The organism is Bifidobacterium favimelis (genome assembly GCF_037963085.1).
Classification (GTDB): domain Bacteria; phylum Actinomycetota; class Actinomycetes; order Actinomycetales; family Bifidobacteriaceae; genus Bombiscardovia; species Bombiscardovia favimelis.
This window is the reverse complement of record NZ_JBANDZ010000001.1, coordinates 1143517-1169559: the sequence shown is the minus strand read 5'-3', so window position 1 is coordinate 1169559 and position 26043 is coordinate 1143517. Positions and strand designations below refer to the sequence as shown.

Here is a 26043-nt window from a genome sequence, read left to right as displayed (position 1 = left end):
CCACGAGTCCTCGACCGGTTCGCGGCCGACCTGCACTGAAATCCACACACATCTTACCTGATGACAGGGTCCTTCACAGGGCCCTGGGGCCATTCGGCACGAAACGGCCGCAGGCCCGACGCCAGATGGCCTCCCCATCCGCCCCCAGGGCCAGACGCCCGCAGGCCTCTTCCAGCCGGGTCCGGGCCCTGTCCACCCTGTCTGCGGCCATGGCCCGGACCTTTTCCACGGCTCCGCAACCGATGAGTATGGAGGCCACCCGGTCAACCATCTCCCCATCCCGCAGGGGGGCCTGGTAGGCCTGGACGAGAAGCCGCCGATCAGCCCCGGTGGCGCTGGTCAGGGCCTGGGAGAGCAGGACCGTCCGCTTGCCCTCCCGGATGTCCCCATATCGCGGCTTTCCGGTCTGTGAACTGTCGGACTCCAGGTCGGCCAGATCGTCCATGAGCTGGTAGGCGACACCCAGGTCCTCTCCAACCCCTTCGGCAGTCCAGGTGGCCAGCCCCTCATCCGCCCCCGCCGCCAGGAGGCCCAGATGGATCGGGGCCACCGTCGTATAGCTGGCTGTCTTCCAGCGCATGGTCCGCAGTGCCGCCTTGCACAGCCCGGCTGGGTCGTCCAGGGGCATGTCCTCCATGCCCAGGTCGAGCACCTGACCCAGGGTGACGGCCCTCTGCATACCCAGGAAGGTGTCTGTCACCTCATCCAGACGACCCAGTCGTCCGCCCGCCTTCCGGGCGATGTCCGCACTCACGGTGGCGAGCAGGTCGCCCAGGAGTATCCCCAGGCCCCTGCCCCGGACACGGCGGCCGTCATGCAACCGGCGGTTTTGCGCGTCGGTGCCGGCGCCTGCCTCCTGCCCCGGCCCGGGAGGTGCCAACAGGGACATGGCCTCTCCCAGCTGCCTATGGGAGGAGGGCCGGCCCCGTCTCATGTCTGCGTCGTCGATGATGTCGTCGTGGACCAGGGCGCTGGTCTGGTAGATCTCCACGGCGCAGGCCAGGTCCAGGACCGACCGGTCACGGGCCTCGTCCTCCTGCGGTTCGACCGCCCGGTAGGTGTCCCAAAGAAGAAGGGCGCGCAGGCGCTTTCCTCCGCGCCCGGCCTCCACGGCCTCCTCCCAGACGGCATCCAGGGCCCTGTCATCCGCCTTCCTGCCTGGCAGGCCGGACCGGTCGGATGAACCTGGCAGGCCGGATGAACCACGTAGGTCCCCCAGCAGGTGTTCCATGCGTTCTCCGACTGCATCGGCCGTGACGATGATCATGTTTCCGAGGGTAACCGCACTCATGGCCAGGGGCAGGGTCAGGGGAGGCCATGTGGACATGTGCCACATCCGACCACATCGTCCAGTTCGGAACGGGCGGCCGGCTTTGAGGGTTCATTCTGGCACCAGGCCCGGCGGCTGCCGGAGTCAGAACGTACAGAGGAAAGGATCGGGTCCGATGACGAGGACGATGAAGGGGGAGGGGCAGGGACCCGGACGAACGGAGGCCCTCCAAGGAACGGTCATGGCGGGTGGCAAGACCCCCTGCGACCTGGGACCTGCCTGCGCGGATCCGGGCGTCGGCTCCGGGGCCCGCGACGGAGGTCGTCGGAGAACCGACCCTCCCGTGGAACAGGCGGATGGCAAGTCTGTGCAAAGCCAGTCTGCGGGTGAGAGAGGAAGGACGCACGACTGTCCGGGCGGGGAGGGAGGGGCCGGGACCCATCGAGGGGAAGATACGGCCCTGGGCCCGCGGTTGGCAGGGTTGGTGGCCAGCTACCGGCGGTTGCGCAAACAGGTCGGGGTCAGGAAGGCGGACAGGACCTGGATGGAGGTCCCTGTCGCGGCCTGGATGCACGCCCTGTCCCACCCGGAGCCGGGGGGGACAACCTGATGAGGGCATCCTCTGCGCCCTGGGTGTCGCTATGAACGAGACCCTGCCCATACGCGATGCCCTCCTGGTCTCCCTCCTGATCCCCTCCCTCTCGCCAGACCGCCTCCTGGAGCTCTGCGTCAACCCCCACAGCCCCGTCAACGTCCGCTTTCTCTGTGACGCATTGGAAGGTGTGTTCAAGGACCATTCAACCAGGGCCGACCCTGTCCGGTGCAGGGCCGGCAGGAAGGTCTTGGAGGGGGTGGCGGACCTTATGGAAGGATCGTACCGGGCGCAGCCGCAGGCGCTGATCGCCTATGTGCTCTGGTGGTCGGGAGAAGGGGACCCTGCAGGGCACGCCCTCAAGGCCCTGGCTGCGGATGGGTCGTGCACCCTGGCATCCATCATCCTGAGCATGGTCAGCCATGATCTGAACCCCGCATGGATGAGGGGACGGTGATGCGTGCGGCCGAATGAAAGAGGCAGCGGCCCGGACACCCACCGGGCATGGCCGCCTATGCCCCCCTTGCGCAAGCGGGCAGTGGCAGGTCGCTTTCCCCTCCCTTTACGCCCATGGAAGATCCCCTTTGACGACTCCGGGAATAATCGTCCCCTCAAGATGGTTCACTGTATTAGTTGACGATTTGACCTTGCCATAACTGCGCCCTGTGGGCGGTGATGCAGGTCGGGACGATCCGGGAGGAATAATTTGGCCACCAAGGACACCAAGGCGAAGAAGCAGACCGAACTGGATTCGAGGAAGGGCAAGACAGGGGCCGGACCCGATTCCAACGCAGGTGGCGGGACAGCCGACGCTTCCACGAAACCCAAGGTGACCGCGACCCGCAAGGCCAAGGGGGCATCAAAGGCCACCTCCAAGGAGGGGACCGGCCGGAAGAAGGCAGCCGCCGCCTCCAGTGGGACGGCAACCCGGCGCGGAACCGCCAAGAAGGAATCAGCCAAGGACCTATCGGCCAAGAAGGATTCGGTCAAGGGCCAATCGGCCAAGAAGGAATCCGCCAAGAAGGATTCGGTCAAGGGCCAGTCGGCCAAGAAGGGACCGGCCAAGACCGTGCATGGCGGCAAGACGGCAACGACCGGCAAGACGGCCGCCGCCAAGTCCAGGAAGTCCTCCAAGCCGACGGCAGCCCGCAAGTCCAAGCCGACCTCCGACACCGAGGAGAACATCTCACAGGACGAGGCCGATGAGCTGGAGGATGCCGAGTTCGATGAGACCGCCGTGGACGACGATCTGGACGAGGATGAGCTCGACAAGGTGGATGACCCCGATGAGGTCGGGGATGATGCCGAAGATGACGAGATGCAGTCGCAGGAGGTCGAGGACGGGGAGATTGACGCAGAGGACGCCGCCCCCAAGCCCAAGACCGAGGCCCCCAAGGTCAAGGGAGCCTTCGTCGTCAGCGACGCCGATGACGATGACAGCGTCACCCCCTCGGGCAATCCCAAGCGCAGGGTGGTCACCGCAGGCGCCACAGCCGACCCCGTCAAGGACTACCTCAAGCAGATAGGACGTGTCAGCCTCCTGAATGCAGAGCAGGAGGTGGACCTGTCCGAGCGGATCGAGGCGGGTCTCTATGCCCAGCACCTCCTCGACACCCAGGGCGAGGGGATGGACTTCAAACGCCGTCGTGAGCTCAAATGGGCCGCCAACGACGGCAAGAAGGCCAAGGACCACCTGCTGGAGGCCAACCTCCGCCTGGTCGTCTCACTGGCAAAGCGCTACACAGGCCGTGGGATGCTCTTCCTGGACCTGATTCAGGAGGGGAACCTGGGACTGATCCGCGCGGTCGAAAAGTTCGACTACACCAAGGGATACAAGTTCTCCACCTACGCCACCTGGTGGATCCGGCAGGCCATCACCAGGGCCATGGCCGACCAGGCCAGGACCATCCGGGTGCCCGTCCACATGGTCGAGGTGATCAACAAGCTCTCCAGGGTCCAGCGTCAGATGTTGCAGGACCTTGGACGTGAGCCCACGCCCGACGAATTGGCACGTGAACTCGACATGCCGGTCGAGAAGGTCCAGGAGGTCCAGAAGTACGGCCGTGAGCCCATCTCCCTCCATACCCCGCTTGGCGAGGACGGGGATTCGGAGTTCGGCGACCTGATCGAGGACACCGATGCCATAGCCCCCTCGGATGCCGTCGCCTTCTCCCTCCTTCAGGAACAGTTCAAGCAGGTCCTCGAGACCCTCAGCCCCAGGGAGGCCGGTGTGATCAAGATGCGTTACGGTCTGGAGGACGGCCAGCCCAAGACCCTGGACGACATCGGCCGCGTCTACGGGGTGACCCGTGAACGCATAAGGCAGATCGAGTCCAAGACCATGTCCAAGCTCAGGCACCCTTCGCGCTCCCAGACCCTCAGGGACTTCCTGGACCAGTGAGCCGCCCGGTGAGTGCCCTGTGAGCGGCACTCACCGCCCCCCGGCAGGAGGGCGGGGGGGGGGCAGGCCCCGGACAGCCTCCCGGCCGGCCCCCTGAAGGCACGACGCCCTTCCACACGACAGCGGAAGGGGTGTGCGTAGGGTGGCCAGAAGGCGGGCATCCCCTTCGGATGCCGCCGCAGACAGACAGCGTTGAGGTAATCACACATGGCGAAGAAGGATATGGCAGGCAGCAGGGCGAAGAAGGAAGAGGCCTATGATGCGGGCAGTCTGACCGTGCTGGAAGGCCTGGACGCGGTGCGCAAGCGTCCCGGCATGTACATAGGCACCACGGACAGCCAGGGACTCATGCACTGCCTCTGGGAGATCATCGACAACTCGGTGGATGAGGCCCTGGCCGGTGCCTGCGACGAAATCACGGTGATCCTCCATGACGACGGATCCATCGAAGTGGATGACAACGGCCGTGGCATACCGGTGGACGTGGAGCCCAAGACAGGCCTGAGCGGGGTCGAGGTCGTCATGACCAAGCTCCACGCCGGAGCCAAGTTCGGCAATGCCTCATACACGGCCGTGGGAGGTTTGCACGGGGTCGGATCCTCCGTGGTCAATGCACTGAGCTCCCGCCTGGATGTGGAAGTCGACCGTGACGGCAAGACCCACCGTATGCAGTTCCATCAGGGCCACCCGGGTGTCTATGAGGATGCCGACCCGACCCGCCCCTCTCCGGATGCCACATTCAGACGCACGCGGAAGAACCGCCCGACCGTCCTGCAGGTCGTCGGCTCCGTCCCCAAGCGCAGGACCGGTACAAGGGTGCGTTACTGGGCCGATCCCGAAATCTTCAACGACACGGCCCGCTTCGATTACAACCAGTTGATCGACCGGGTCAGACAGACCAGTTTCCTGGTGCCCGGCCTGAAAATAACCGTCATTGACGAGAACATACCCGAAACCGGAGATCCGGCCCACGATGAGTTCATGGAGGTCGACGGGGACCGGGCACACACCCCGGCAGGCCCACTGGACGGACAGGAGGCCGGTAGTCGGTCCGGGAACGAGGCAGCCGACCGGTCAGAGGGGCAGGATGGGGTCGAGGAGGAGGCCCCGGCTGAAGACGGGGCGCCTGCCTGGGGAACTCAGGAAGAAGCCACCCAGGAAGAAGCCACCCAGGAAGAATTCCAGGAAGAATCCCCTGACTGGACGGGGGACGGTGCGGACGGGGACCAGGCAGCTCAGGCCTTGGGAATCAGTCCGATCCGCCAGGAAAGGCACCGTCGTGTGGAGGAGTTCCTGCACACGGGAGGTGTCGTGGACTTCGTCGATTTCCTCTCCAAGGGGGAGCCGGTCAGCTCCATCTGGCACATCAGCGGGGAGGGCTCCTATGAGGAGGAGACCCAGCGGGTCGGTGCGGACGGTGAGCTCCACGCCGAAAAGGTCCGGCGGACCTGCGGGGTCGACATAGCCCTGCGCTGGATCAACGACTACGACACGACGGTCCGCAGCTTCGTCAACGTGGTCGAAACGCCCGGCGGGGGCATGCACGTGGACGGCTTCCTCAACGCCATCACCCGCCAGGTGCGCAAGAACGTGGAGGCCAATGCCCGTCGTCTGAAGGTGAACCTGAAGGACTCCCGCAGCAAGGTCGAGAGGGACGATGTCATGGCGGGCCTGGTGGCCGTGGTCACCGTCCGCATAGCCGAGCCGCAGTTCCAGGGGCAGACCAAGGACGTGTTGGGCACGGCCCAGGTCAAGCCCATCGTCACCCGTATGACCGACGGCCAGTTCGGCGAGATGATCTCGGGGTCAAAGCGCGGTTTCAAGGAGCAGTCGGAACGGGTCCTGGAAAAGATCGTGGGGGAGATGCACGCCCGCATCCAGGCCCGCAAGACCAAGGAGGTGACCAGGCGCAAGAACGCCTTGGAGTCCGCCTCCATGCCTGCCAAACTCTCCGACTCCATGCCCGGCAACGACGACATAGCCGAGCTTTTCATCGTCGAGGGGGACTCCGCCCTGGGTACTGCCAAGGCGGCCAGGAATTCAATGTTCCAGGCCCTCCTGCCCATCCGCGGCAAGATACTCAACGTGCAGAAGGCCTCCCTCACGCAGATGCTAACCAACAAGGAATGCGCCTCCATCATCCAGGTGGTCGGGGCCGGGTCGGGTTCCAGCTTCGACATAACCCAGGCGCGATACAACAAAGTCATCATGATGACTGACGCCGATGTGGACGGTGCCCACATCCGGATCCTCCTCCTCACCCTCTTCTACAGGTACATGCGGCCTTTGATCGAATACGGACATGTGTATGCCGCCGTGCCCCCCCTCCACCGCATCGCCCTGGCCGGCAAGCACAAGGGGGAGTTCATATACACCTACTCGGACGATGAGCTGGAAGGGAGGCTGGCCGACCTGCGGGAGCGGCACATCGACTACAATCCGGATGTGCAGCGGTACAAGGGCCTGGGCGAGATGGATGCGGACCAGCTGGCCGACACCACGATGGACCCACGCACGCGCATGCTGCGCAGGATCCGCATGGAGGATGCCGAGCAGGCGGCCGGGATCTTCCCCCTCCTCATGGGTGACGACGTGCCGCCGCGCAAGCAGTTCATAGTCGACAACGCGGAGGATTTCGACCGCAGCAAGATAGACACCTGATCGTGTGATCCACGGCGGCAGGGATTTGGACAGGCAGGGGGCGGACCGGATGGATGACGGTTTGCAGGGGTTTTCCGACCAGACCCGGACCTGGTTCCACGCGGCCTACGGCCCGCCGACACCCACGCAGACCCAGGCCTGGCCGGCCATCAGATCCGGTCAGGATGTCCTGGTCATATCACCCACGGGTTCCGGCAAGACCCTGGCCGCCTTCCTCTGGGCCATCGACACCCTCCTGACCGCCGACAGGAAGGGGGGCGGAGGGGTCCGGGTCCTGTACATCTCCCCGATGAAGGCCCTGGGCACCGATGTCGCCCGTAACCTGGAGGGGCCCCTGGAGGGTATCCGGCAGGCCTGCAGGTCGCAGGGGGTCGATCCGGCCCCGATCAGGGTGGGCATGCGCACAGGTGACACAGATGCCAGGGGACGGCGGGCGCTGGCCTCCCATCCGCCCGACATTCTGGTGACGACCCCCGAATCCCTCTACCTCATGCTGACATCCAAGGTAAGGCGGACCCTGAAGACGGTGGAGACCGTCATCGTTGATGAAATCCATGTTCTGGCCGGTGACAAGCGTGGGGCCCACCTGGCGATAAGCTTGGAACGTCTGGATGCCCTGGCAGGCCGTCACATCCAGAGGATCGGCCTGTCGGCCACGGTCCGTCCCAGGCAGGAGGTGGCCCGCTTCCTGGGAGGTGGCAGGCCGGTCACCATCATCGAACCCGGCACCGCCCCCGCCATGGAGCTGAAGGTCGTGGCCCCCCTGGCCGATATGACGGACCTGGCCGCCTCTTCCGGCGGGGGCGGGGAGGACGACCCGGACCGGCAGAGGGCGGCCGGATCGATATGGCCTGCGGTCGAGAGGGCCATATTGGATCAGGTTCTGGCCCACCGCACCACCCTGGTCTTCGTCAACTCCCGGGGGCTTGCCGAGAAGCTGACCGCCCGGTTGAACGACCTCTACGCCCATGACCTGGCGGGAAAGAGCGGGAAGGCCCGGAATCGGCCCCCCGCCGCCCTGCACTATGATTCGACAGCTGGGTCCACCTCCGAACGGGTGGGGGGAGGGCCCGAGGGGCGGGTCATCGCCATGGCCCACCATGGATCGGTCTCCAAGGAGAGACGGCGGCAGGTCGAGAGCGACCTCAAGGCCGGCCGTCTGCGCTGCGTAGTCGCCACCTCCAGCCTGGAACTGGGGATTGACATGGGTTCCGTCGACCTGGTCATCCAGGTGGCACCGCCTCTTTCTACGGCAAGCGGCCTGCAGAGGGTGGGCAGGGCCGACCACCAGGTGGGTTCCGTCTCCCACGCCAGGATCTACCCCCTGAACCGTCGGCAGATTCTTCAATCGACGGCCAGCGTGGAGGGGATGCTCGAGGGGGACCTCGAACCCACCGTCATGCCTGACAGCCCGCTGGACATCCTGGCACAGCAGACCGTGGCCGCGGCGGCCATGGACGACCTGAACGAGGACACCTGGTTCGACCTGGTCCGCAGGGCAGCCCCCTTCGCCAACCTGGACAGGGACATCTACCGCAGCGTCATCGGCATGCTGAGCGGCCTATATACCTCCCAGGACTTCTCGGCCTTTCGCCCCATCCTGGTATGGGACCGCGAGGGGGGGACCATCTCGGCCAGGCCGGGCGCGCAGAGGCTGGCCGTCACCTCCGGGGGGACCATACCCGACCGGGGCGCATACAGCGTGGTCCTCTCCCAGGAGGAGGCCGGATCCAAGGCCAGGCGGGTGGGTGAGTTGGATGAGGAGATGGTCTACGAATCACGGGTGGGCGATGTCATCACCCTGGGCACCACCTCCTGGCGGATACAGCAGATAACCAGGGACCGCGTCGTCGTCCTCCCCGCACCTGGACGGTCGGCCCGTCTCCCCTTCTGGCATGGTGACGGGGCCGGGAGGGATGCAGGGTTCGGCAGGCGTCTGGGGGCCCTGACCAGGGCCCTGTCGGGTTCCCTGACGGGCACCTTGCCGGCGGTGCAGGCAGGTCTGCCCAAGGCCGAGGAAGGGGTCCGGATGGGCCGCCGGGAGGGGGCCGCATCCTCCAGTCATGGACCTCACTTCCACGCGAAGGAGGCCGCCCGCCTCCAAGCGGACGGACTTGATGGGCCCGCCATCGACAATCTGGCCGCTTTCCTGGCTGAGCAGAAGGCCTCCACCGGTCTCGTGGCGGATGACAGGACCCTGGTGGTGGAGCGCTGCCGCAACGAGGAGGGCGACTGGAGACTCATCCTCCATTCCCCATACGGACGCAGGGTCCACGAACCCTGGGCCATGGCCATATCATCCCGCCTGCAGGCCCGACGTGGGTACGACGGGTCGGTTTACGCCACGGATGAGGGCATCGTCGTGCAGATTCCGGACACGGACGGCTACCTGAGCGACCGGGAGGTCTTCCTCTTTGAACCCGATGAGGCCAGGCGGGCGGTCATAGGCCATCTGACAGCCTCCCCCCTCTTCGCTGCCCGCTTCAGGCAATGCGCCGCGCGCTCCCTCTACATGCCCCGGACCCAGCCCGGCAGGCGGGTCCCCCTCTGGCAGCAGAGGTTGAGGGCCTCCCAGCTGCAGGATGCCGCCCTCAAGGAGCGCAACTTCCCCCTGGTCCTCGAGACCATGAGGGAGTGTCTTCAGGACGTCTACGACATGCCTGCCCTGGAGGGGCTGATGAGGGACCTGGGGGAGGGCGGGATCGCCCTGGTCTCCGTGACGACCGAATCCCCCTCCCCGATGGCGGGGGACCTCCTCTTCGGCTATGTGGGCACCTTCATGTACCAGTACGACATGCCCCGGGCTGAGCGTGATTCCGCCCTTCTCTCGATTGACCCCGCTGTCCTGGCCAAGATGATCGGACAGGTCGACATGGCCTCCCTCCTGGATGGGGGGATCATCGACCAGGTTGAGGCCAGGCTCCAGCACCTGACCGTGGACAGACGGGTCAAGGGGGCTGAGGGGGTGGCGGACCTCCTGCGGATACTGGGCCCCCTGAGCCCGCAGGAGATCGCGCCAAGGCTGCGTTCCGGAAGCGATCCTTCAGCCCCCGCCGGCATCGATGAGGTCAACGCCATCCTGGCCGGCCTGCAGGACGCAGGCAGGGTGCGGCCGGTGACGGTGGCAGGCCAGGTCCGATGGATATGGCGTGGGCAGGCGGACAGGTTGGCGGCCGTCCTTGGCCGACAGGCCCTTGGAAGGGGCGGGGATTCCGCCGGCCCGGCCGACAGGGGGCCTGCAAGGGCCGGCGCTGCTGGAGAAGGAAGGGAGCTGGCCGATCTGATAGGCCAGTATGCAGCCACCCACGGTCCCTTCACCACTGAAGATGTGGCAGGGCGTTTCGGTCTGGGCCCCGCAGCCCTCCTGGGCGAATTGGACCGCCTGCAGTCCGAGGGAAAGCTGTTCAGGGGGAACTTCCCCCTGCCCGCGCATGATGGCGATGGAACCCGCACGGTGGGCTCGGCCTGGCTGGATGCCGGGGTCTTCCGCCTGATCAGGTCGCGCTCGCTGGCGGCGGCCAGGAAGGCGGCCAAACCGGTGGGATCCGCCGCCTACACCCGGTTCCTCTGTGCCCGCCAGGGCCTGGGGGCCGCAGGAGGTCAGGGCCGTCAGGGGCAGGAGGGTCTCCTGGACGTCATCGGGCAGTTGGAGGGCCTTTCCCTGCCCGCCTCCATGTGGGAGTCATCCGTCTTCCCCGCCAGGGTGCCTGATTACGGCCCCCACCTCCTCGATGCCCTCCTGGCTTCGGGCCAGGTGATCTGGCTGGCCGGGGGAGGGGGCGAACCTCCCCTGGGCGGCATCGCCTTCTTCCTGTCCGACGATCTGGATGCCGTCACCCCCGATGCCGTCACCCCACATGCCGGCCCTCCGGCCATGGCGGGGGGCGCAAGCGGGGAATCCGATGGCCGGCAGGACTTGGAAACCCTTGTCGGAAGGGTCCTGTCAGGTGGAGGGGCCTACCGTTTCCGCCAACTGGCGGCCGCAGTCCGGGCCGGCTTGACCGACCAGGCCCCCCTGGACGAGACGGCCCTGGCCGCGGCCCTGTGGCGGATGGTTGCCTCACGGTTGGTGACGAGCGACTCCTTCGCTCCTGTGAGGAGCCTGGTGGCTTCCCAGGAAGGCCGCCACGACCGCAGACCCCACCTTCCCAGGCGGCTGCATGGACGCACAGGCCCCTCCCTCCGCCGTCCCCGTTTTCCCGTTTCCGGCCCCCTGGCCGCAGCCGAACAGGGGCTCTGGCTCCTGGTCGGACCTTTGGAGGGACCGGTTACGTCCAACCTTCCCCAGGGCCGGGAAGGTTCACTCGCCGTCCCCCCGGACCAGGGGGGTCAACCAGGGCATGGGGGAGCCTGGCAGGATGAAGCCGGCAGGGGGACCATCCTGCGGGTTCGCCAGGTCGAGGGGATGATGGACAGGTACGGCCTGGCTGCACCTGGCCTGGCCGGCCTGGAGGGGGTCGAAGGAGGGTTCTCCGCCCTGTATCCGGTCTGTCAGCAGATGGAGGATGCCGGCCGTGCCCTTCGTGGCGTCTTCGTGGACGGGATGGGCGGGGCCCAGTTCGCCCCCGGGGAGACCGTGGAGGACCTGCGCGCATACGCGGACAAGGGCAGGCGGGACCAGGGGGAAGTCGACGAGGGACTCCAGGCCGGGACCCTGGTCCTTGACGCCTGCGACCCGGCGAACCTCTACGGGGCCGTCTTCCCCTGGCCGGACCTGGCGGCGACGGAGGGGGCAGACAGGGGGCCGGTCACGGTCCGTCCCCAACGCAAGGTCGGCAACCTGGTGGTCCTGGTGGAGGGACGGCCGACCATCTATGCTGCCGTGAGGGGGCGGCACCTGCTGGTCTTCGAGGGCCTGGACGGTCGTGAGGTCGCCGCGGCCTTCACGGAGCTGTCCTCATGGCTCCACAGGCAGGGGCCGTCCCTGGCGCTTTTCCGCGATGTCAATGGCCTGCCCCTGGTCAGGTCCAACCCGTACCTGGCCGCCATGAGGGAGGCCGGGTTCACCCCCACCCCGCAGGGCATCCGCCTCTACTGACATCCGCACCGGCGGGTCCCCGGTCCCAGACCGTCCATGCAGTCGGGGATGGGGATTGCGGGTGCCGTCCCGGGTCCGGCCATGCAGGCATCCAGGGGCTCCTGGTCAGGTCCGTCGGTTGCGGCCATGCAGGTGTCCAGGGGCTCCTGGTCAGGTCCGTCGGTTGCGGCCATGGAGGATTTTCCCCGAGACCCGAGCCCATTGACCTGTCAGGCCACGTGCGCGATGGGGGCTCCCAGCTCCTGGCCCGAGGCGTCCCGCCTCATGTCCACCTGGGGCAGGTCCAGGGGGTGGCCGGATGCGGTCGAGGCTCGCAGGGGCCAGGAGCCCACGCAGGCTGTGATCAGGGTGTCCTGTCCCTTGAGGAAGCGTTGTGAACGGACCCCGCCGGTTCCACGACCCTTGACCGGATACATCTCCAAGGGGGTCAGCTTGGCTGACCCGTTCTCCGTGCCCGGGAGGGCCTCCGAGTCTCCGGCCACGGTGAGGACGACGGCACCGGCCTGGTTGCTCAGTCCGTTCTCGCCCTCCTCGTAGGTCCAGGAGACGCCGCCGGCGGGGACAACGGCGAAGGCGGCCACCCGGGCGCCCTCTGCCAGGCGGATGCCTGACATGCCGCCGGCGTTGCGGCCCTGAGGCCTCACCTTGCCCCCCTCATACGTCAGGAGGCTGGAATCGGTCGAGATGAAGACCAACCGGTCATCATCGGCGCAGGGGGCCGCGAAGACGACCCGGTCTGCCTCTTTCAGGTCGATGATCGGCCAGGAGTCCATGGTGGTCGGAGCCTCCCTGTTCCAGCGTTTGACAACCCCCTGAAGGGTCCCCAGTGCCAGCGGGGTCTGGTCCGCCAGGTCGATGACGGTCACGGCCTGTTCCTGCCCATCCCGTCCGCCTCCCATGATCGAGGCCAGAAGGTCATCGCCTCGGATGCCCCCGCTCACACTCATCCCCACGGTCACGGGGAGGAGGGGGAGGTCTGCCACATGGGCGGTGACCAGGCGGCCTGCCGATGTGACCAGGCCATAGTCCGAGAGGGTGCTGGTCCTGAAAATGGCTATGATCTGGTCATCGGCCGCCCTGGCATCCGCGGCCGACCGGGCCCTCCAGGCATCCAGGGCTCCCGGCCCGCTGCGCCCGATCAGACCGGTGGCGCTCATGACCACCGTACAGGGCTCGTCTTCCAGCTGCATGTCGGAGGGATCTTCTTTGCCGGCCTGACCCGGCTCCCCTGCAGCGGCCAGGGCCCGGGCCGCACTGGCCGCCTTCCGGGCCGCGTCCTCATCCTCCTGGGCGGTGACGGGGGACAGGTGACCTGAGGGGTCCTCGTCCAGGATGACCGTCCTCCTGGGGGTGTCCCACTCCTCCACGGCCCTGTCCATCTCCTGGACGACCACCCTGTCCAGTTCCTGGTCCGAACTGAGTATCCGTTCCAGCTCCGCCAGCTGCCGGTTGAGGTCGTCGCGTTCGGCCTCCAGTTCGATCCGGCTCATCCGGGTGAGCCGGCGCAGCCTCAGGTCCAGTATGTACTGGGCCTGCTCCCCATCCAGGTCGAAGACGGCCATCAGACGGGTCTTGGCCGCGTCGGCGTTCTCGGAGGTCCTGATGACCTGGATCACCTCGTCGATGTCGACCATGGCCAGGAGCATCCCCTCGACCAGGTGGAGGCGGTCCTTGGCCTTCTTCCGTCGGAACTCGCTGCGCCGTCCGATCACCGTCCGCCGGTGTTCGATCCAGACCTCCAGGAGCTCCTTGAGACCCATCGTATGGGGACGGCCGTGGACAAGGGCCACGTTGTTGATCGTGTAGGAATCCTCCAGGGGGGTGTACTTGAAGAGCTTGCCCAGGACCTTGCCCGGGTCGAATCCGGTCTTGATCTCGATGACCAGGCGGGTGCCGTTGTGGCGGTCGGTCAAGTCGATCGCGCCGGATATGCCCTCCAGGCGGTGGTTCTTGACCCCCTCGGAGATCCGTTCCAATACACGCTCCGGGCCCACCATGAAGGGCAGCTCGGTCACGACGATGGCCTTCTTGCGGGCGGTCACGTTCTCCACATGGGTCACCGCCCGGGTGACGAAGGCCCCCCTGCCATGCAGATAGGCCTGTCTGATCCCCTCCCGGCCGACGATGACGCCTCCTCCGGGCAGGTCCGGCCCGGGCACGTAGCGCATGAGCTCGTCCAGATCGGCCTCAGGGTGGGACATGAGGTGCTTTGCAGCTGCCACGACTTCGCCCAGGTTGTGGGTGATCATGTTGGTGGCCATGCCCACGGCGATGCCGGAGGCCCCGTTCACCAGGAGGTTCGGGATGGCCGAGGGGAGGACGGCCGGTTCCTTGAGCTTGTTGTCATAGTTGGGTGTGAAGTCGACCGTGTCCTCGTCGATGTCCGCGTTCATCCCCAGGGCGGCGGGGGCCAGGCGGGCTTCGGTGTAACGCGAGGCGGCGGGACCGTCGTCCAGGGAGCCGAAGTTGCCGTGGCCGTCGACCAGGGGCAGGCGCATGGCGAAGGGCTGGGCCAGACGGACCATGGCCTCGTAGATCGAGGAGTCGCCGTGCGGGTGGAGCTTGCCCATCACCTCGCCCACGGCCCGTGCGGACTTCATGTACGGGCGGTCAGGGGTCAGGTTCATCTGACCCATCTGATAGATGATCCTTCTCTGGACAGGCTTCAGACCGTCGCGGGCATCGGGCAGGGCCCTGGCATAGATGACCGAGTAGGCGTATTCCAGGAAGGACTTGCTCATCTCCTCATTCAGAGGGGTCTCGACGATGTGTTCCTTGACCGCCCTGGGATCGTAACCCGGCTTGCTCTTCTGATGACTTGCCATGTAGACCGCTCCTGCTCCTCATGTTCCGCACCATGATAACCGGACGGTGGCCCAAAGCATGCCTTGCCCAGGTCCTGAGGGGGCAGGTCGGGGTCCGGTTGAATCGCCGGGCCCCGTCCGGCGCCCATGTGCTTGAATGAGAGGTATGAGTTTGGATCTGCCCAGTATGGATGACTTGCTGAAACCCTCCGAACCGATTGCATACGGGGACCGGAAGTTGCAGGGGCAGGAGGGAGGCGCGCGCCATCTGTCCTCCCTCCTGCCGGCCCTGAGTTCTGCGCTGGGTTCCCCCGTGCGTACGGCGGTCCACCCCGATCCCAGGTCCTTGCAGGAGGCCCTCCACCTGCCGGATGCCGGCTCCGTCCTGGTCGTCCTGGCCGATGGCCTGGGGTTCTGGAACCTGGCGGGCCGGCTGGGGCATGCCCCCTACCTGCGCTCGCTGATGAACGAGGGGGTCAATGCAGTCCCGATATCCACCTGCCTGCCCTCCACCACCGCCGTGGCCATGGGGGTCTTCGGCACCGGTACCTGCCCCGGTCTGACAGGGCTGACCGGGTATACCCAACTCAACCCCGAGAAGGACGAAATCTGCCAGCAGATCCAGTTCCGCAACGCCATCGAGCCCACCCGTCTTCAGACCCAGCCGACCATATTCGAGACCCTGGTCTCCAGGGGGGTCCGCGTCACCTCTGTGGGCGAACCGAAATTCAAGGATTCGGCCCTCACCCGAGCCTGCCTGCGGGGGAGTGAATACAAGGCCGGCAGGGACCTGCGGCAGAGGGTCATGACCGCCGCGCAGTCCAGCCGGGAACCCGGTCTGACCTACCTGTACCTGCCCGAGGTGGACAAGGTGGGCCACCATCTGGGTTGGACGGGAGATGCCTGGGTGGCGGCCCTGGAGGAGGTCGACGCCGGGCTCTCCCTCCTGCGGAGGAACTTGCCCAAGGGGACCCTGGTGGTCATCACGGCCGACCATGGCATGGTCCAGGCCTTGCCGGAGGAGAGGATCGACATCCGGCAGCGTCCCGACCTGATGGACGGGGTCCGACTGGTCGGAGGGGAGCCCAGGGCCGTCATGCTTTATGCCCAGGATGGTGTGGACCCTGAGGACATGGCAGGACGCTGGCGTCAGGGTCTGGAAGACCGGGCCGTGATCATGACGAAGGGAGAAGCCGTGGCCGCCGGGGTCTTCGGCAGCGTCGACGAAAGGGTCCTGCCCATGATAGGCGATGTTCTGGTCGCTGCCTGCGGGCAGGTCACCCTCGTGGATTCCGGCACACAGAAAGACGCCGCGACCCGCCTGCCCGGCGTGCATGGCTCCAGGACCATCCTGGAGACGCGGATTCCCTGTCTCATCGACCTGGTCTGACAGCGAGCTTCTGTCCACAGGGGACGGCAGGCCAGGGGGTCAATCCCCGAAGAGGATTTCGTCCCAACTGGGCACGGCGGACCGACCCGGGTGCTTGCGGTTGCCCGGCTTGCCGCCGTCCTGTCCGCGGCCCTCCTGCCCGGTCCCGTCCCCCTCCTGAACACCGGATGTCCGGCCTGGGGCCGCCGGCCCCTCGGAGGTCTCGCCGTTCTGAACGTTGCCCTCTGGGCGGACGGCCGGAAGGACTGTGGTCCCCGCCATGTCCCTGTCGGCACCCTTCACGTCCCTCTCACCGGGCTCCATGCCGTCCGCATCGACCTTTGATGGCGGGTTGCCGTCCCCGGCCCCTTTGGGCCAGGGTCGTCCCTCGTCGGCCTTCTTGGAGGGCGAGGGACCATAGAGCCAGGCGGTCAGGGCCGACCTGCGCCCCTCCTGCGCTTCTCCGGCTCCGTCCGCCTCCCGGCCCGCAGGCAGGCCTGCATCGGCGGTCGTGGACTGTGCCGGGGTGAATCCGTTCTGCACGCCTTCCTCCCTGGCCGGTCTCCCGGCAGGGTCCTTGGAGCGGGCGGGGTCCGCCTGTGGAGCAGGGGCGGCCACCTGCCGGATTCCCCCGTTCCGGCTGGCGGAACCGTTCGCACCCGTCTGTCCGCCCCCTTCAGTGGAGGGGTGTGACCCCTCCTGGGCGGCAACCGGGCCTGCCGTCACCGGGGTTGGCCGGCCCCCTGCCTCCCCTGCGCGTGACCTGTCGCCGGCCCCCGCCGGCCCGGCGTGTCCCGATTCGCCCAGGAGGGCCCCCGCCAGGTTGTTAAGGGAGGTCACGGTGTTGTCACGCATGTTCCAGGTCCAATTGGCCGTCAAGACCCTGCCCTCGTAGGGTATGGAGGCGACGATCCTCCAGGGCTCGTACCCTCGGCGTGTCGCCTGCCAGTTGACCGCCCCCATCGCCAGCCCGGCCTCGTCCAGGACCGAGTCGATGACCTCCTCATTGGTCCGTCCACGGCTTCCATGGGGGGCCGGCAGGGTGAGGAACTGTTCAACGGCGTATTTCTTCTCCGTCTCGACCGGGGCCGCGAAACGCCGGACCAGTGCTTCGTTCACAGCGAACTGTCGGGCCACCTTGGAGGGCTCCATCCCGCTGCGGACGGCCGCCTGTATGGAGGAGACGGGCAGGGCGGAGGAGGTGTGCGGCAGGGGTGTGCCCTCCTCTTCCTCCCGTATCTGTTTTGCCTCCAGAATGGCGTGATCAAGCGCATCATCGACGGTCACAGCGAAGTGTCTGTGGTCACAGACGAACACCAGGTCACCTTGGTCGCTCACGTGATCAAAGTCGGCCCTCTTGATCCGTTCCTCAGACATGCACGCACCTATCTTCCGTTGAGCCTTGATTTCTTTCATTCTGCCCTATGACCTGTATTTTACGTGCATTTGAAATCGTGTATCCTATGCGCAGTACATGTCGTGTTTTTCAAAAGACCGGCAGCAGGTGCCGCGTCGACGACTCGAAAGGAATATCGATGGCACAGGATTATGATTCCCCACGCGACAAGGACGAGGATGAGGAATCCCTGCAGGAGTTGGGCAAGAACAGCCAGGAATCAGGGGCCGACCTGGACGATGATGAGAATGCGATAGCGGAGGATTACGAGCTGCCTGGTGCGGATCTGAGCAATGAGGACTCTTCCGTCACGGTCATCCCCATGCAGGGTGACGAATTCATCTGTTCCAACTGCTTCCTGGTCAAGCATCGCAGCCAACTGGCTTACACCACCCCCGACGGCCAGCCGGTATGCAAGGAGTGTGCAGCCTGATGGCCTATGACGAAACCTACGTGGAACCGGAGTCGGTGGAGGTCCTGGTGAAGGCCGCCCCTGCCGGCGAGGGCGACGACGGGGGCAGCTGTCAGGACGGGGGAGAGGGCTTTGTCCTTCCGGCCTATGCCATGGAGGGCGATGCCGGCGCCGACCTGCATACACGGGTGGACGTAAGCCTGGAACCCTTTGAAAGGGCCCTGGTCCCTACGGGCATTAGCCTGGCGCTCCCGGCGGGGTACGTGGGCCTGGTACACCCGCGTTCGGGGCTGGCGGCAAGGATGGGGGTCACCATCCTCAACGCACCGGGTACCATCGACGCGGGTTACCGGGGGGAGATCAAGGTCCCCCTGATCAACCTGGACCCCCGGGAGAGGGTGGTCCTCCACGCGGGCGATCGGATCGCCCAGCTGGTCATCCAACGGTACGTCCAGGCCCGTTTCATACCGGCCGACCGCCTGCCGGGGTCCGAACGCTCGGAGTCCGGCTTCGGGTCCACGGGCCTGTGACGGCCGGCTCCCGGCCCACCAGACATGGGGGCGTCCCACTTCCGGCGGACGTGTAGGATAGTTGGAATATCGGGGTAGAGGAGGAGCCATGGTGGAGATGGAGGGCAGGGTCTGCGACAACGACGTCAACAGGGACGGTTCGTTCGAGCTGTCTTCGCGCGCCCTGGGCTGTGAAGTCAGCGATGACCCCTTGAACCCCCTCCTGCCGATCAGACAGGTCTGTGAGGCCCACCACCCCGACGAGGACCTGTCCATGTTGGAGCAGGCATACAGGCGGGCCGTCAAACAGCATTCCGGTCAGCGCCGCAAATCAGGCGAGCCCTACATCATCCATCCCCTGGCGGTGGCCCAGATCCTGGCCGACCTGGGCATGGGGCCCACGGTGGTCTCCGCCGGACTCCTCCACGATACCGTGGAGGATACGGATTACACCCTTGATGAGTGCCGGAAGGAATTCGGCGACACGGTGGCCGGTCTGGTCGACGGGGTCACCAAGATCAGCAGGATGGACTATGGGGACTCCGCCCAGGCAGAGACCATACGGAAGATGATCGTGGCCATGAGCCGTGATGTCCGTGTGCTCGTGGTCAAGCTGGCCGACCGGGTCCACAACGCCCGGACCTGGCGGTATGTCAAGGCCTCCTCGGCCCAGCGCAAGGCGCGCGAAACCCTGGATGTCTATGCCCCCCTCGCCAACCGCCTGGGCATGAACGCCATCAAGACCGAACTGGAGGAGTTGAGTTTCAAGACCCTCTACCCGAAGATCTATGACGAGATAGTCGTGCTGGTGGCCAGGCGGGCCGGGCAGAGGGACGTCTATCTGAAGCAGATACTCGATGAAATCCACGAAGACCTGGACTCCCAGGGCATCGACGCCTATGTCACCGGCAGGCCCAAGGACTACTTCAGCATCTACCAGAAGATGATCGTGCGAGGGCACGATTTCGCCAACATCTACGACCTGGTAGGCGTGCGGATCATCGTCGACAGCATCAGGGACTGCTATGCGGCCCTGGGGGCGGTCCATGCCCGGTGGAGTCCGGTCCCGGGCCGTTTCAAGGACTACATCGCCATGCCCAAGATGAACATGTACCAGTCGCTTCACACGACGGTCGTGGGGCCGGGCGGCAAGCCCGTGGAGATTCAGATCCGCACCTGGCAGATGCACCGGAGGGCCGAGTTCGGCATCGCGGCCCACTGGAAGTACAAGGAGAACGGCAAGGCGGGCAGGGAGCTCTCCGAACCCGACAAGTCGGACGTCAAGCGGGAGAAGGTCGAAAAGCCCGAGCTGACCGAAGCCGACAATCTCAAATGGATTCAGCAACTGGCCGATTGGACCAGCGAAACCCCCGATTCCGATGAGTTCCTGGGCTCCCTCAAGGATGATCTGGGATCCTCTGAGGTCTATGTCTTCACCCCCAACGGGAAGATCATCTCCCTGCCGGCGGCTTCGACACCGGTCGATTTCGCCTATGCCGTCCACACGGAGGTCGGGCACAGGACCATGGGGGCCAGGGTCAACGGCCGCCTGGTCCCCCTGGACACGAAGCTGCAGAACGGAGACACGGTCGAGATACTGACCAGCAAGTCCGAGACGGCAGGGCCCTCCCGGGACTGGCTCAGCTTCGTCAAGAGCCCCAGGGCCCGCAACAAGATCCGTCAGTGGTTCAGCAAGGAGCGCCGGTCTGAGACCGTCGAAGAGGGCAAGGACGAGCTGACCCGGGCCATGCGCAAGCGGAACCTCCCCGTGGCCGCCCTCCTCACGACGGAGGCCATGGTCGGAATCGCCGACGAGTTGAACTACCCCAATGAGGATGCGGTGTTCGCGGCCATAGGGGACGGGCAGATTTCGACACAGAACGTGATTTCCCGCCTGGTCAAGGATGCGGGACGTTCGGATGTGGAGGAGGAGGTCGAGCAGGAGGCCATCCCCCTGAGCAAGGTGGCCCACTCCAACGAGTCCCAGTCCACCCAGGGGATTTCGGTCAAGGGGGTGGATGACGTCTGGGTCAAGCTGGCCCGCTGCTGCACCCCCGTCCCCGGCGATGAGATCGTCGGGTTCATAACCCGCAACCAGGGCGTATCCGTGCACAGGGCGGACTGCCAGAACCTGCTTGATCTGGAGAAGAAGCAGCCGGAACGGATCGTCGAAGTCTCCTGGACCAGCAAGCAGGGGACCTTCATGGTCCAGATCCAGGTGGAGGCCCTGGACCGTCCCCACCTCCTGTCGGACATCACCCAGGTGCTGGCCGACCACGGGGTCAACATCCTGTCCGGAAGCCAGTCCACCGGCCGTGACCGGGTGGCCGTCAGCCAGTTCGTCTTCGAGATGGCCGACCCCCAGCACCTGAACACCCTCCTGTCGGCCGTGCGCAAAATCGACGGGGTCTTCGACGCCTACCGGCTGACGGGGGCAAGGGGGTCCTCGGCCCCCCGCATGCGCAGGATGTGAAAAAGGGCCGGGCGGCAATCATCAGGACGATGTGCCGACCCGGCCCTCGCGAATCAGAACCCCGGCGGTAGGACGCATCACCGCCGGGGATTCATCTCACTTCACGGCGTTCAGCCACTGCTCCTTGGTGGCCTTCTCGGCCTGAAGGGCGCTTCGCTTGTCCGGATCCTGCTCGGAGGCGATCTGCCTGTCCAAATCGGCCAGCTGGGCCTTCAGCTGATCCTCGAAACTGGACTTCCGTGCATCGGCTTCCGGGTCGGACTGGGTCCATGCCGCGTCCTCGACCGCCTTGATCTGGCGGTCGACCGCATCCAGACGGCCTTCGATCCTGCGCACGTCGTTCCGGGGCACGTAGCCGATCTGGTCCCATTCCTCCTGGATGGCGGCCAGGGCCTGACGGGCCTGCTTGGCCGCCTTTGCGTCCTTGACGGGCACCAGGGCCTCGGCCTTGGTCAGGAGGGCCTCCTTCTTGACCAGGTTCTCCTTCTCGTCGCTTGACATCTGATCGCGGTCGGCCTGGCGGGCGTTGAAGAAGACATCGGCCGCCGCGCGGAAGCGCGCCCAGAGGGCGTCGTCCTCGTTTCGGCCTGCCCGGCCAGCCAGCTTCCAACGGTCCATGAGCTCGTTGAACTCATGGGAGGTTGCGCCCCAATCCGTCGAGTCCTTGATTTCATTGGCTCGGCTGATGATTTCTTCCTTGATCCTCTTGGCCGCCCCCTGTTCCTCGTCACGCTCCTGGGCCCACTTGCGACGGGCCTGATTGAATTCGGAGCGGGCCGTGGAAAAGCGCTTCCACAGGGCGTCCGCATCGGCCTTGTCGATCCTGATGGTCGTGCGCTGGTGGTGCTGCCACTGGTCGAAGAGGGAGCGGAACTTGTCGCCCGTGTTCCTCCAGTTGGTTGTTTCGTCCAGGGAGGCGACCAGGTCCTCGGCCTTTTCGACGATGGCGGTGCGTTCCTTCACCGCCTTGGCCATGGCCTCCCTGCGTTCCTTGGTGAGTTCTTCCTTCTTGGCCGCCCCCTCGGTCTTCAGCGCTTCCAGACGGGTGCGCAGGGAGTCGATGTCGCCCACCACATCTGGGGAGGCGACCTCCTTGGTCAGGGATTTCAGTGAGTCGTCTATTTCGCGGGCCTTGATGTTGGCCGATTTCAGCCTGGTGGCGAAGAGGGTGAGCTTCTCGTTCAGGTCCAGGTAGCGGCGGGCATAGAGGTCGAGGGCCTCCCCGGGCTTGGCATCAGGGAACTGACCTACCTGGCGCTCGGATCCCTGGTCCTTCACGAAGACGTTGCCCTGGTCGTCGACCCGGCCGAATGACTCGGCCTTGGCCAGGTCCTCCTTGGAGTAGGTCGGAGTGGCCGGGGCAGGGGTGACGTGTGGTGCCTTGCGGGCGAAGGCCGCCGGGGTGGGCGCGGGCTTGGGGGCTGCTGACCGGGGCCGGGCCTCGGGTGCCGCAGGTTGCGTCCGGGCACTCGGTCCTGCCTGGGCAGCCTGTCCGGTCCGGCCCTCCTGTGCATCCTGTCCGCTCTCAGCCGGGGCCTGGACCCCTTCCTCTGCCTGTGCCGGTGTCGGGGAGACCTGGTCGTCCGTCTGTGGTTCCTCTTGTGACCTGGCCTGGTCCGATTCCCCCTCTGCCGGGGCCGCGGCGGCGGCCTGCCCTTCTTCAGCGGGGTTTTGTGCATTTTCGGAGGCACCAGGCGTGGTGCCTGTGATGCCCTGTGTGGTCTGCTCATCCTTGGAAGTGTCGAACCCCTCGGATGTGGTGGCAGTCTCGTCGGCCATGGCCAGCTCCTTAAGCTTGTGTGATGGAGGGTGGCGGAAAATGGCAGGTGCCCTTTTCCGCAACCTCTTCTATTATAAGTTGATATGTCACAAGGCGCATCACTATCAGGATTTCCGGAATGGCTGCCCGAGCAGAGGGTGGTCGAGCAGGCCCTCATCGATACCCTGCGAAGGGTCTTTGAGCTCAACGGGTTCATAGGCATCGAAACCAGGGCGGTGGAGCCTGGTTCCAGCCTGTTGAAGAAGGGCGAGACCAGCAAGGAGATATACCTCCTGTCCCGCCTGCAGGACCGTGGTGAGGAGGACAAGGTCCCAGTCGAGGACCGTCTGGGCCTCCACTTCGATCTGACGGTCCCCCTGAGCCGGTATGTGGTCGAGAACTCCGGCCACCTGACCTTCCCCTTCAAGCGGTGGCAGATCCAGAAGGTGTGGAGGGGGGAGCGTCCCCAGGAGGGCCGCTTCCGCGAGTTCGTCCAGGCCGACGTCGATGTGGTCGGCAACGGTGAGCTTCCGGCCCATTATGAGGTGGAACTCCCGCTGGTCATGGTCAGCGCCCTGGAGGAGCTGCGCGCCTTCGGCCTGCCCAAGGCGACCGTCCACGCCAACAACCGTAAACTCTCGGAGGGCTTTTACCGTGGCCTGGGCCTGGATGACGTCGAAGGGGTCCTGCGCGAGATCGACAAGCTGGACAAGATCGGCACGAATGCGGTCTGCGACCTCCTGGTCTCGCAGTGCGGGGCCACTCCCGAGCAGGCCCGGGCCTGCCTTGACCTGGCCGGTCTGACGGCCTCGGACGGACGGCAGCTGCACGAGAGGTTCGACGGTCTGTGCCGCCAGGTCGGCATCGACATGGGTGGCCAGGCTTATTCCCTTGCGGAAGAGGGGTTGGACACCCTGGCCATGATCATCGACGAGGCCGACAGGATACGGCCGGGCTCGGTCATAGCCGACCTGAAGATCGCAAGGGGCCTGGATTACTACACCGGCTCCGTCTATGAGACCTTCCTGGAGGGCGCGGAATCCCTCGGGTCGATCTGTTCCGGGGGCCGTTACGACAACCTGGCCACCCAGGGCAAACGGACCTACCCTGGTGTGGGTCTGTCGATCGGCCTGTCCAGGCTCCTGTCCTTCCTCCTGTCCGCCAAGGGTGCACACGCCAACAGGGTCAGCCCGGCCAGCGTCCTTGTTGCCGTGTGGAACGAGGGGGACAGGTCGGTCAGCGACCACATAGCCCAGAAGCTGAGGTCCCGGGGCATCGCGGCGGACGTGGCCCCGACCGCGGCCAAGGTGGGAAAGCAGATCAGGTATGCCGACCACCTGGGGATCCCCTACGTCTGGTTCCCCGCCCAGGAGGGCGAGGAGGCCACGGGCGACGAGGTCAAGAACATCATCACCGGCGACCAGGTGCCGGCCGACGCCCTGTCTTGGACGCCGGATAGCGTATATGCCCAGCAGAGAGTGGAATTCGGCGCCTGAGGACGGGGTCGGGTCTGAGACAATGGAGGGACAGGCAAGAATGGGCCAGTCGGCTTACAGAACCAGTTGCGCCACAGGTGTGACCGAGGCGGAAATCGGTCAGAAGGTCACCGTCGCCGGGTGGGTGGACCGTCGTCGCGACCATGGTGGTGTGGCCTTCATCGATCTGAGGGACCGGACCGGGCTCATCCAGATCGTCATCTATGACGAGGAGGTGGCCCGCCCCCTGCGCAGCGAGTTCGTCATCCAGGTCACCGGACAGGTCCGTGCACGCCCCGAGGGCAATGACAACGCCCACCTGGCCACCGGCCACATCGAAATCGTGGCCGATGAGGTCAAGGTGCTCTCCAGGTCGGAGGCACTGCCCTTCCAGGTCTCAACCGCCCTTGAAAACGAGTCGGAGAACAAGCTGCCCGGCGAAGATGTCCGTCTGCGCTACCGGTACCTGGACCTCCGCCGCCCCTCCATGCAGCATTCCATCAGGATGCGGGCCAGGATGAACAAGGCCGCCCGTGCGGCCCTGGACGACATGGACTTCTGCGAGATCGAGACGCCCACCCTGATAAAGTCCACCCCGGAGGGGGCCCGTGACTTCCTGGTGCCGGCCCGTCTGGTGCCCGGTTCCTGGTACGCCCTTCCCCAATCCCCCCAGCTGCTCAAGCAGCTCCTCATGGTGGGCGGCTTCGAGCGGTACTATCAGATCGCTCGCTGCTACCGTGACGAGGACTTCCGCGCCGACCGCCAGCCGGAGTTCACCCAGCTGGACATCGAGATGAGCTTCGCCTCCCAGGAGGATGTCATGGCCATGGCCGAGCAGGTCATAGCCGCCGTCTGGAAGTCCGCAGGCTACCAGGTCCAGCTTCCCATCCAGCGGATCTCCTGGCATGATGCCATGGACAAGTACGGTTCCGACAAGCCGGACCTGCGCTTCGGCAACCAGATCGTGGAGCTGACCGACTACTTCAAGGACACCCCCTTCCGTGTCTTCCAGGCCCCCTATGTGGGCGCCGTGGTCTACAAGGGGGCCGCCGACCTTCCCCGCCGCCAGTTCGATGCCTGGCAGGAGTGGGCCAGGCAGCGCGGGGCCAAGGGCCTGGCATACGTCCAGTTCTCCTCGGATGGGGTGCTCAAGGGGCCTGTGGCCAAGAACCTCTCGGACCAGGAGCGCGAAGGCCTCAAGGAGGCCGTCCATGCCGAGGACGGGGACGCGGTCTTCTTCGCGGCCGGCCCCCGTGAGGCCTCCCAGACCCTTCTGGGCGCGGCACGCGTCGAGATAGCCCGTCGGCAGGGGTTGCTCAAGCCCGACCAGTTCGCTTTGACCTGGGTCGTGGACTTCCCCCTGTTCAAGCCCACGGACGACCCTGATGACGATGATGTGGCGGTGGGCCACTCCAAGTGGACCTCCATGCATCACCCCTTCACCATGCCCTCGGCCGACTGGCTGGACAGGTTCGACAAGGACCCTGAACATGCCATGAGCGACTCCTACGACATCGTGTGCAACGGAGAGGAAATCGGTGGAGGTTCGGTCCGTATCCACCGGGACGACATACAGGACAGGGTCTTCGACGTTCTGGGAATCGGCCAGGAGGAGGCCCAGGAGAAGTTCGGTTTCCTCCTGGAGGCCTTCAAGTACGGTGCCCCGCCCCACGCAGGCATCGCCTTCGGCTGGGACAGGACCGCGCAGATCCTGGTCGGGGCAAGTTCGATCAGGGATGTCATAGCCTTCCCCAAGTCCGGAGGCGGCCAGGATCCGATGACCGGCGCCCCTGCGCCGATTTCGGATGCCCAGCGGGCGGAGACCGGGGTGGATTACGATCCGGAGGCCGAGCAGGCCTGAGACGGTTCCGCTGCGGCGGCCCG

14 protein-coding genes and 1 pseudogene are annotated in these 26043 nt (G+C 65.8%); 11 read left to right on the top strand and 4 right to left on the bottom strand.

The window, feature by feature from the left end; translation table 11 throughout:
* Positions 1-73: 73 nt before the first annotated feature.
* Positions 74-1327: a polyprenyl synthetase family protein gene (locus V6584_RS04770; protein WP_340469320.1), complete on the bottom strand. Its 1254-nt coding sequence runs from the start codon at positions 1325-1327 to the stop codon at positions 74-76.
* A gap of 118 nt (positions 1328-1445) precedes the next feature.
* Between V6584_RS04770 and V6584_RS04765 the strand changes: the two genes are divergently transcribed.
* The 5 genes and pseudogenes from V6584_RS04765 to V6584_RS04745 all read left to right on the top strand — a co-directional run.
* Positions 1446-1880: a hypothetical protein gene (locus tag V6584_RS04765; protein ID WP_340469319.1), complete on the top strand. Its 435-nt coding sequence runs from the start codon at positions 1446-1448 to the stop codon at positions 1878-1880.
* A 31-nt stretch (positions 1881-1911) separates the two neighbouring features.
* Positions 1912-2319, top strand: a complete 408-nt coding sequence (locus V6584_RS04760; RefSeq protein ID WP_340469318.1) for a hypothetical protein — start codon at positions 1912-1914, stop codon at positions 2317-2319.
* Between the two features lie 372 nt (positions 2320-2691).
* The gene (locus tag V6584_RS04755; protein WP_404802632.1) at positions 2692-4263 is read left to right on the top strand and encodes an RNA polymerase sigma factor; all 1572 of its coding nucleotides are present in this window, start codon (positions 2692-2694) and stop codon (positions 4261-4263) included.
* 207 nt (positions 4264-4470) lie between these two features.
* Entirely contained in the window at positions 4471-6924 is a 2454-nt protein-coding gene (locus V6584_RS04750; RefSeq protein ID WP_404802596.1) for a toprim domain-containing protein, read from the top strand.
* A gap of 49 nt (positions 6925-6973) precedes the next feature.
* Positions 6974-11527: pseudogene (locus V6584_RS04745) on the top strand (DEAD/DEAH box helicase); the annotation flags it as partial.
* Between the two features lie 644 nt (positions 11528-12171).
* Here the strand turns inward: V6584_RS04745 and V6584_RS04740 are convergent.
* A complete protein-coding gene (locus tag V6584_RS04740) occupies positions 12172-14787 on the bottom strand; it encodes a DNA gyrase/topoisomerase IV subunit A (protein WP_340469313.1) in 2616 nt (871 codons plus the stop codon).
* Between the two features lie 145 nt (positions 14788-14932).
* Here V6584_RS04740 and V6584_RS04735 point away from each other — a divergent pair, with 145 nt between their 5' ends.
* On the top strand, positions 14933-16156 hold the full coding sequence (locus tag V6584_RS04735) for an alkaline phosphatase family protein (RefSeq protein WP_404802595.1): 1224 nt from the start codon (positions 14933-14935) through the stop codon (positions 16154-16156).
* Positions 16157-16195: 39 nt separating this feature from the next.
* On the opposite strand, the gene sepH is transcribed toward V6584_RS04735, so the two are convergent.
* Positions 16196-17512, bottom strand: coding sequence for a septation protein SepH (gene sepH / locus V6584_RS04730; RefSeq protein WP_340469311.1), 1317 nt, complete (start codon positions 17510-17512; stop codon positions 16196-16198).
* 158 nt (positions 17513-17670) lie between these two features.
* Between sepH and V6584_RS04725 the strand changes: the two genes are divergently transcribed.
* From V6584_RS04725 to V6584_RS04715, 3 genes are all read left to right on the top strand, one after another.
* Complete coding sequence (locus V6584_RS04725) at positions 17671-17964, top strand: DUF4193 domain-containing protein (RefSeq protein ID WP_340469310.1); 294 nt, start codon at positions 17671-17673, stop codon at positions 17962-17964.
* Entirely contained in the window at positions 17964-18473 is a 510-nt protein-coding gene (gene dut / locus V6584_RS04720; RefSeq protein ID WP_340469309.1) for a dUTP diphosphatase, read from the top strand. The genes V6584_RS04725 and dut overlap by 1 nt, the downstream gene beginning before the upstream one ends.
* A 97-nt stretch (positions 18474-18570) precedes the next feature.
* Positions 18571-20925: a RelA/SpoT family protein gene (locus V6584_RS04715; RefSeq protein WP_340469746.1), complete on the top strand. Its 2355-nt coding sequence runs from the start codon at positions 18571-18573 to the stop codon at positions 20923-20925.
* Positions 20926-21021: 96 nt separating this feature from the next.
* Here V6584_RS04715 and V6584_RS04710 read toward each other — a convergent pair whose 3' ends face one another.
* Complete coding sequence (locus V6584_RS04710; protein ID WP_340469308.1) at positions 21022-22704, bottom strand: DUF349 domain-containing protein; 1683 nt, start codon at positions 22702-22704, stop codon at positions 21022-21024.
* 84 nt (positions 22705-22788) lie between these two features.
* Between V6584_RS04710 and hisS the strand changes: the two genes are divergently transcribed.
* Together hisS and aspS are read left to right on the top strand one after the other, a co-directional pair.
* Complete coding sequence (hisS, locus tag V6584_RS04705) at positions 22789-24180, top strand: histidine--tRNA ligase (RefSeq protein WP_340469307.1); 1392 nt, start codon at positions 22789-22791, stop codon at positions 24178-24180.
* Positions 24181-24220: 40 nt separating this feature from the next.
* Positions 24221-26020, top strand: coding sequence for an aspartate--tRNA ligase (gene aspS / locus V6584_RS04700; RefSeq protein ID WP_340469306.1), 1800 nt, complete (start codon positions 24221-24223; stop codon positions 26018-26020).
* The last annotated feature ends 23 nt before the right edge of the window (positions 26021-26043 follow it).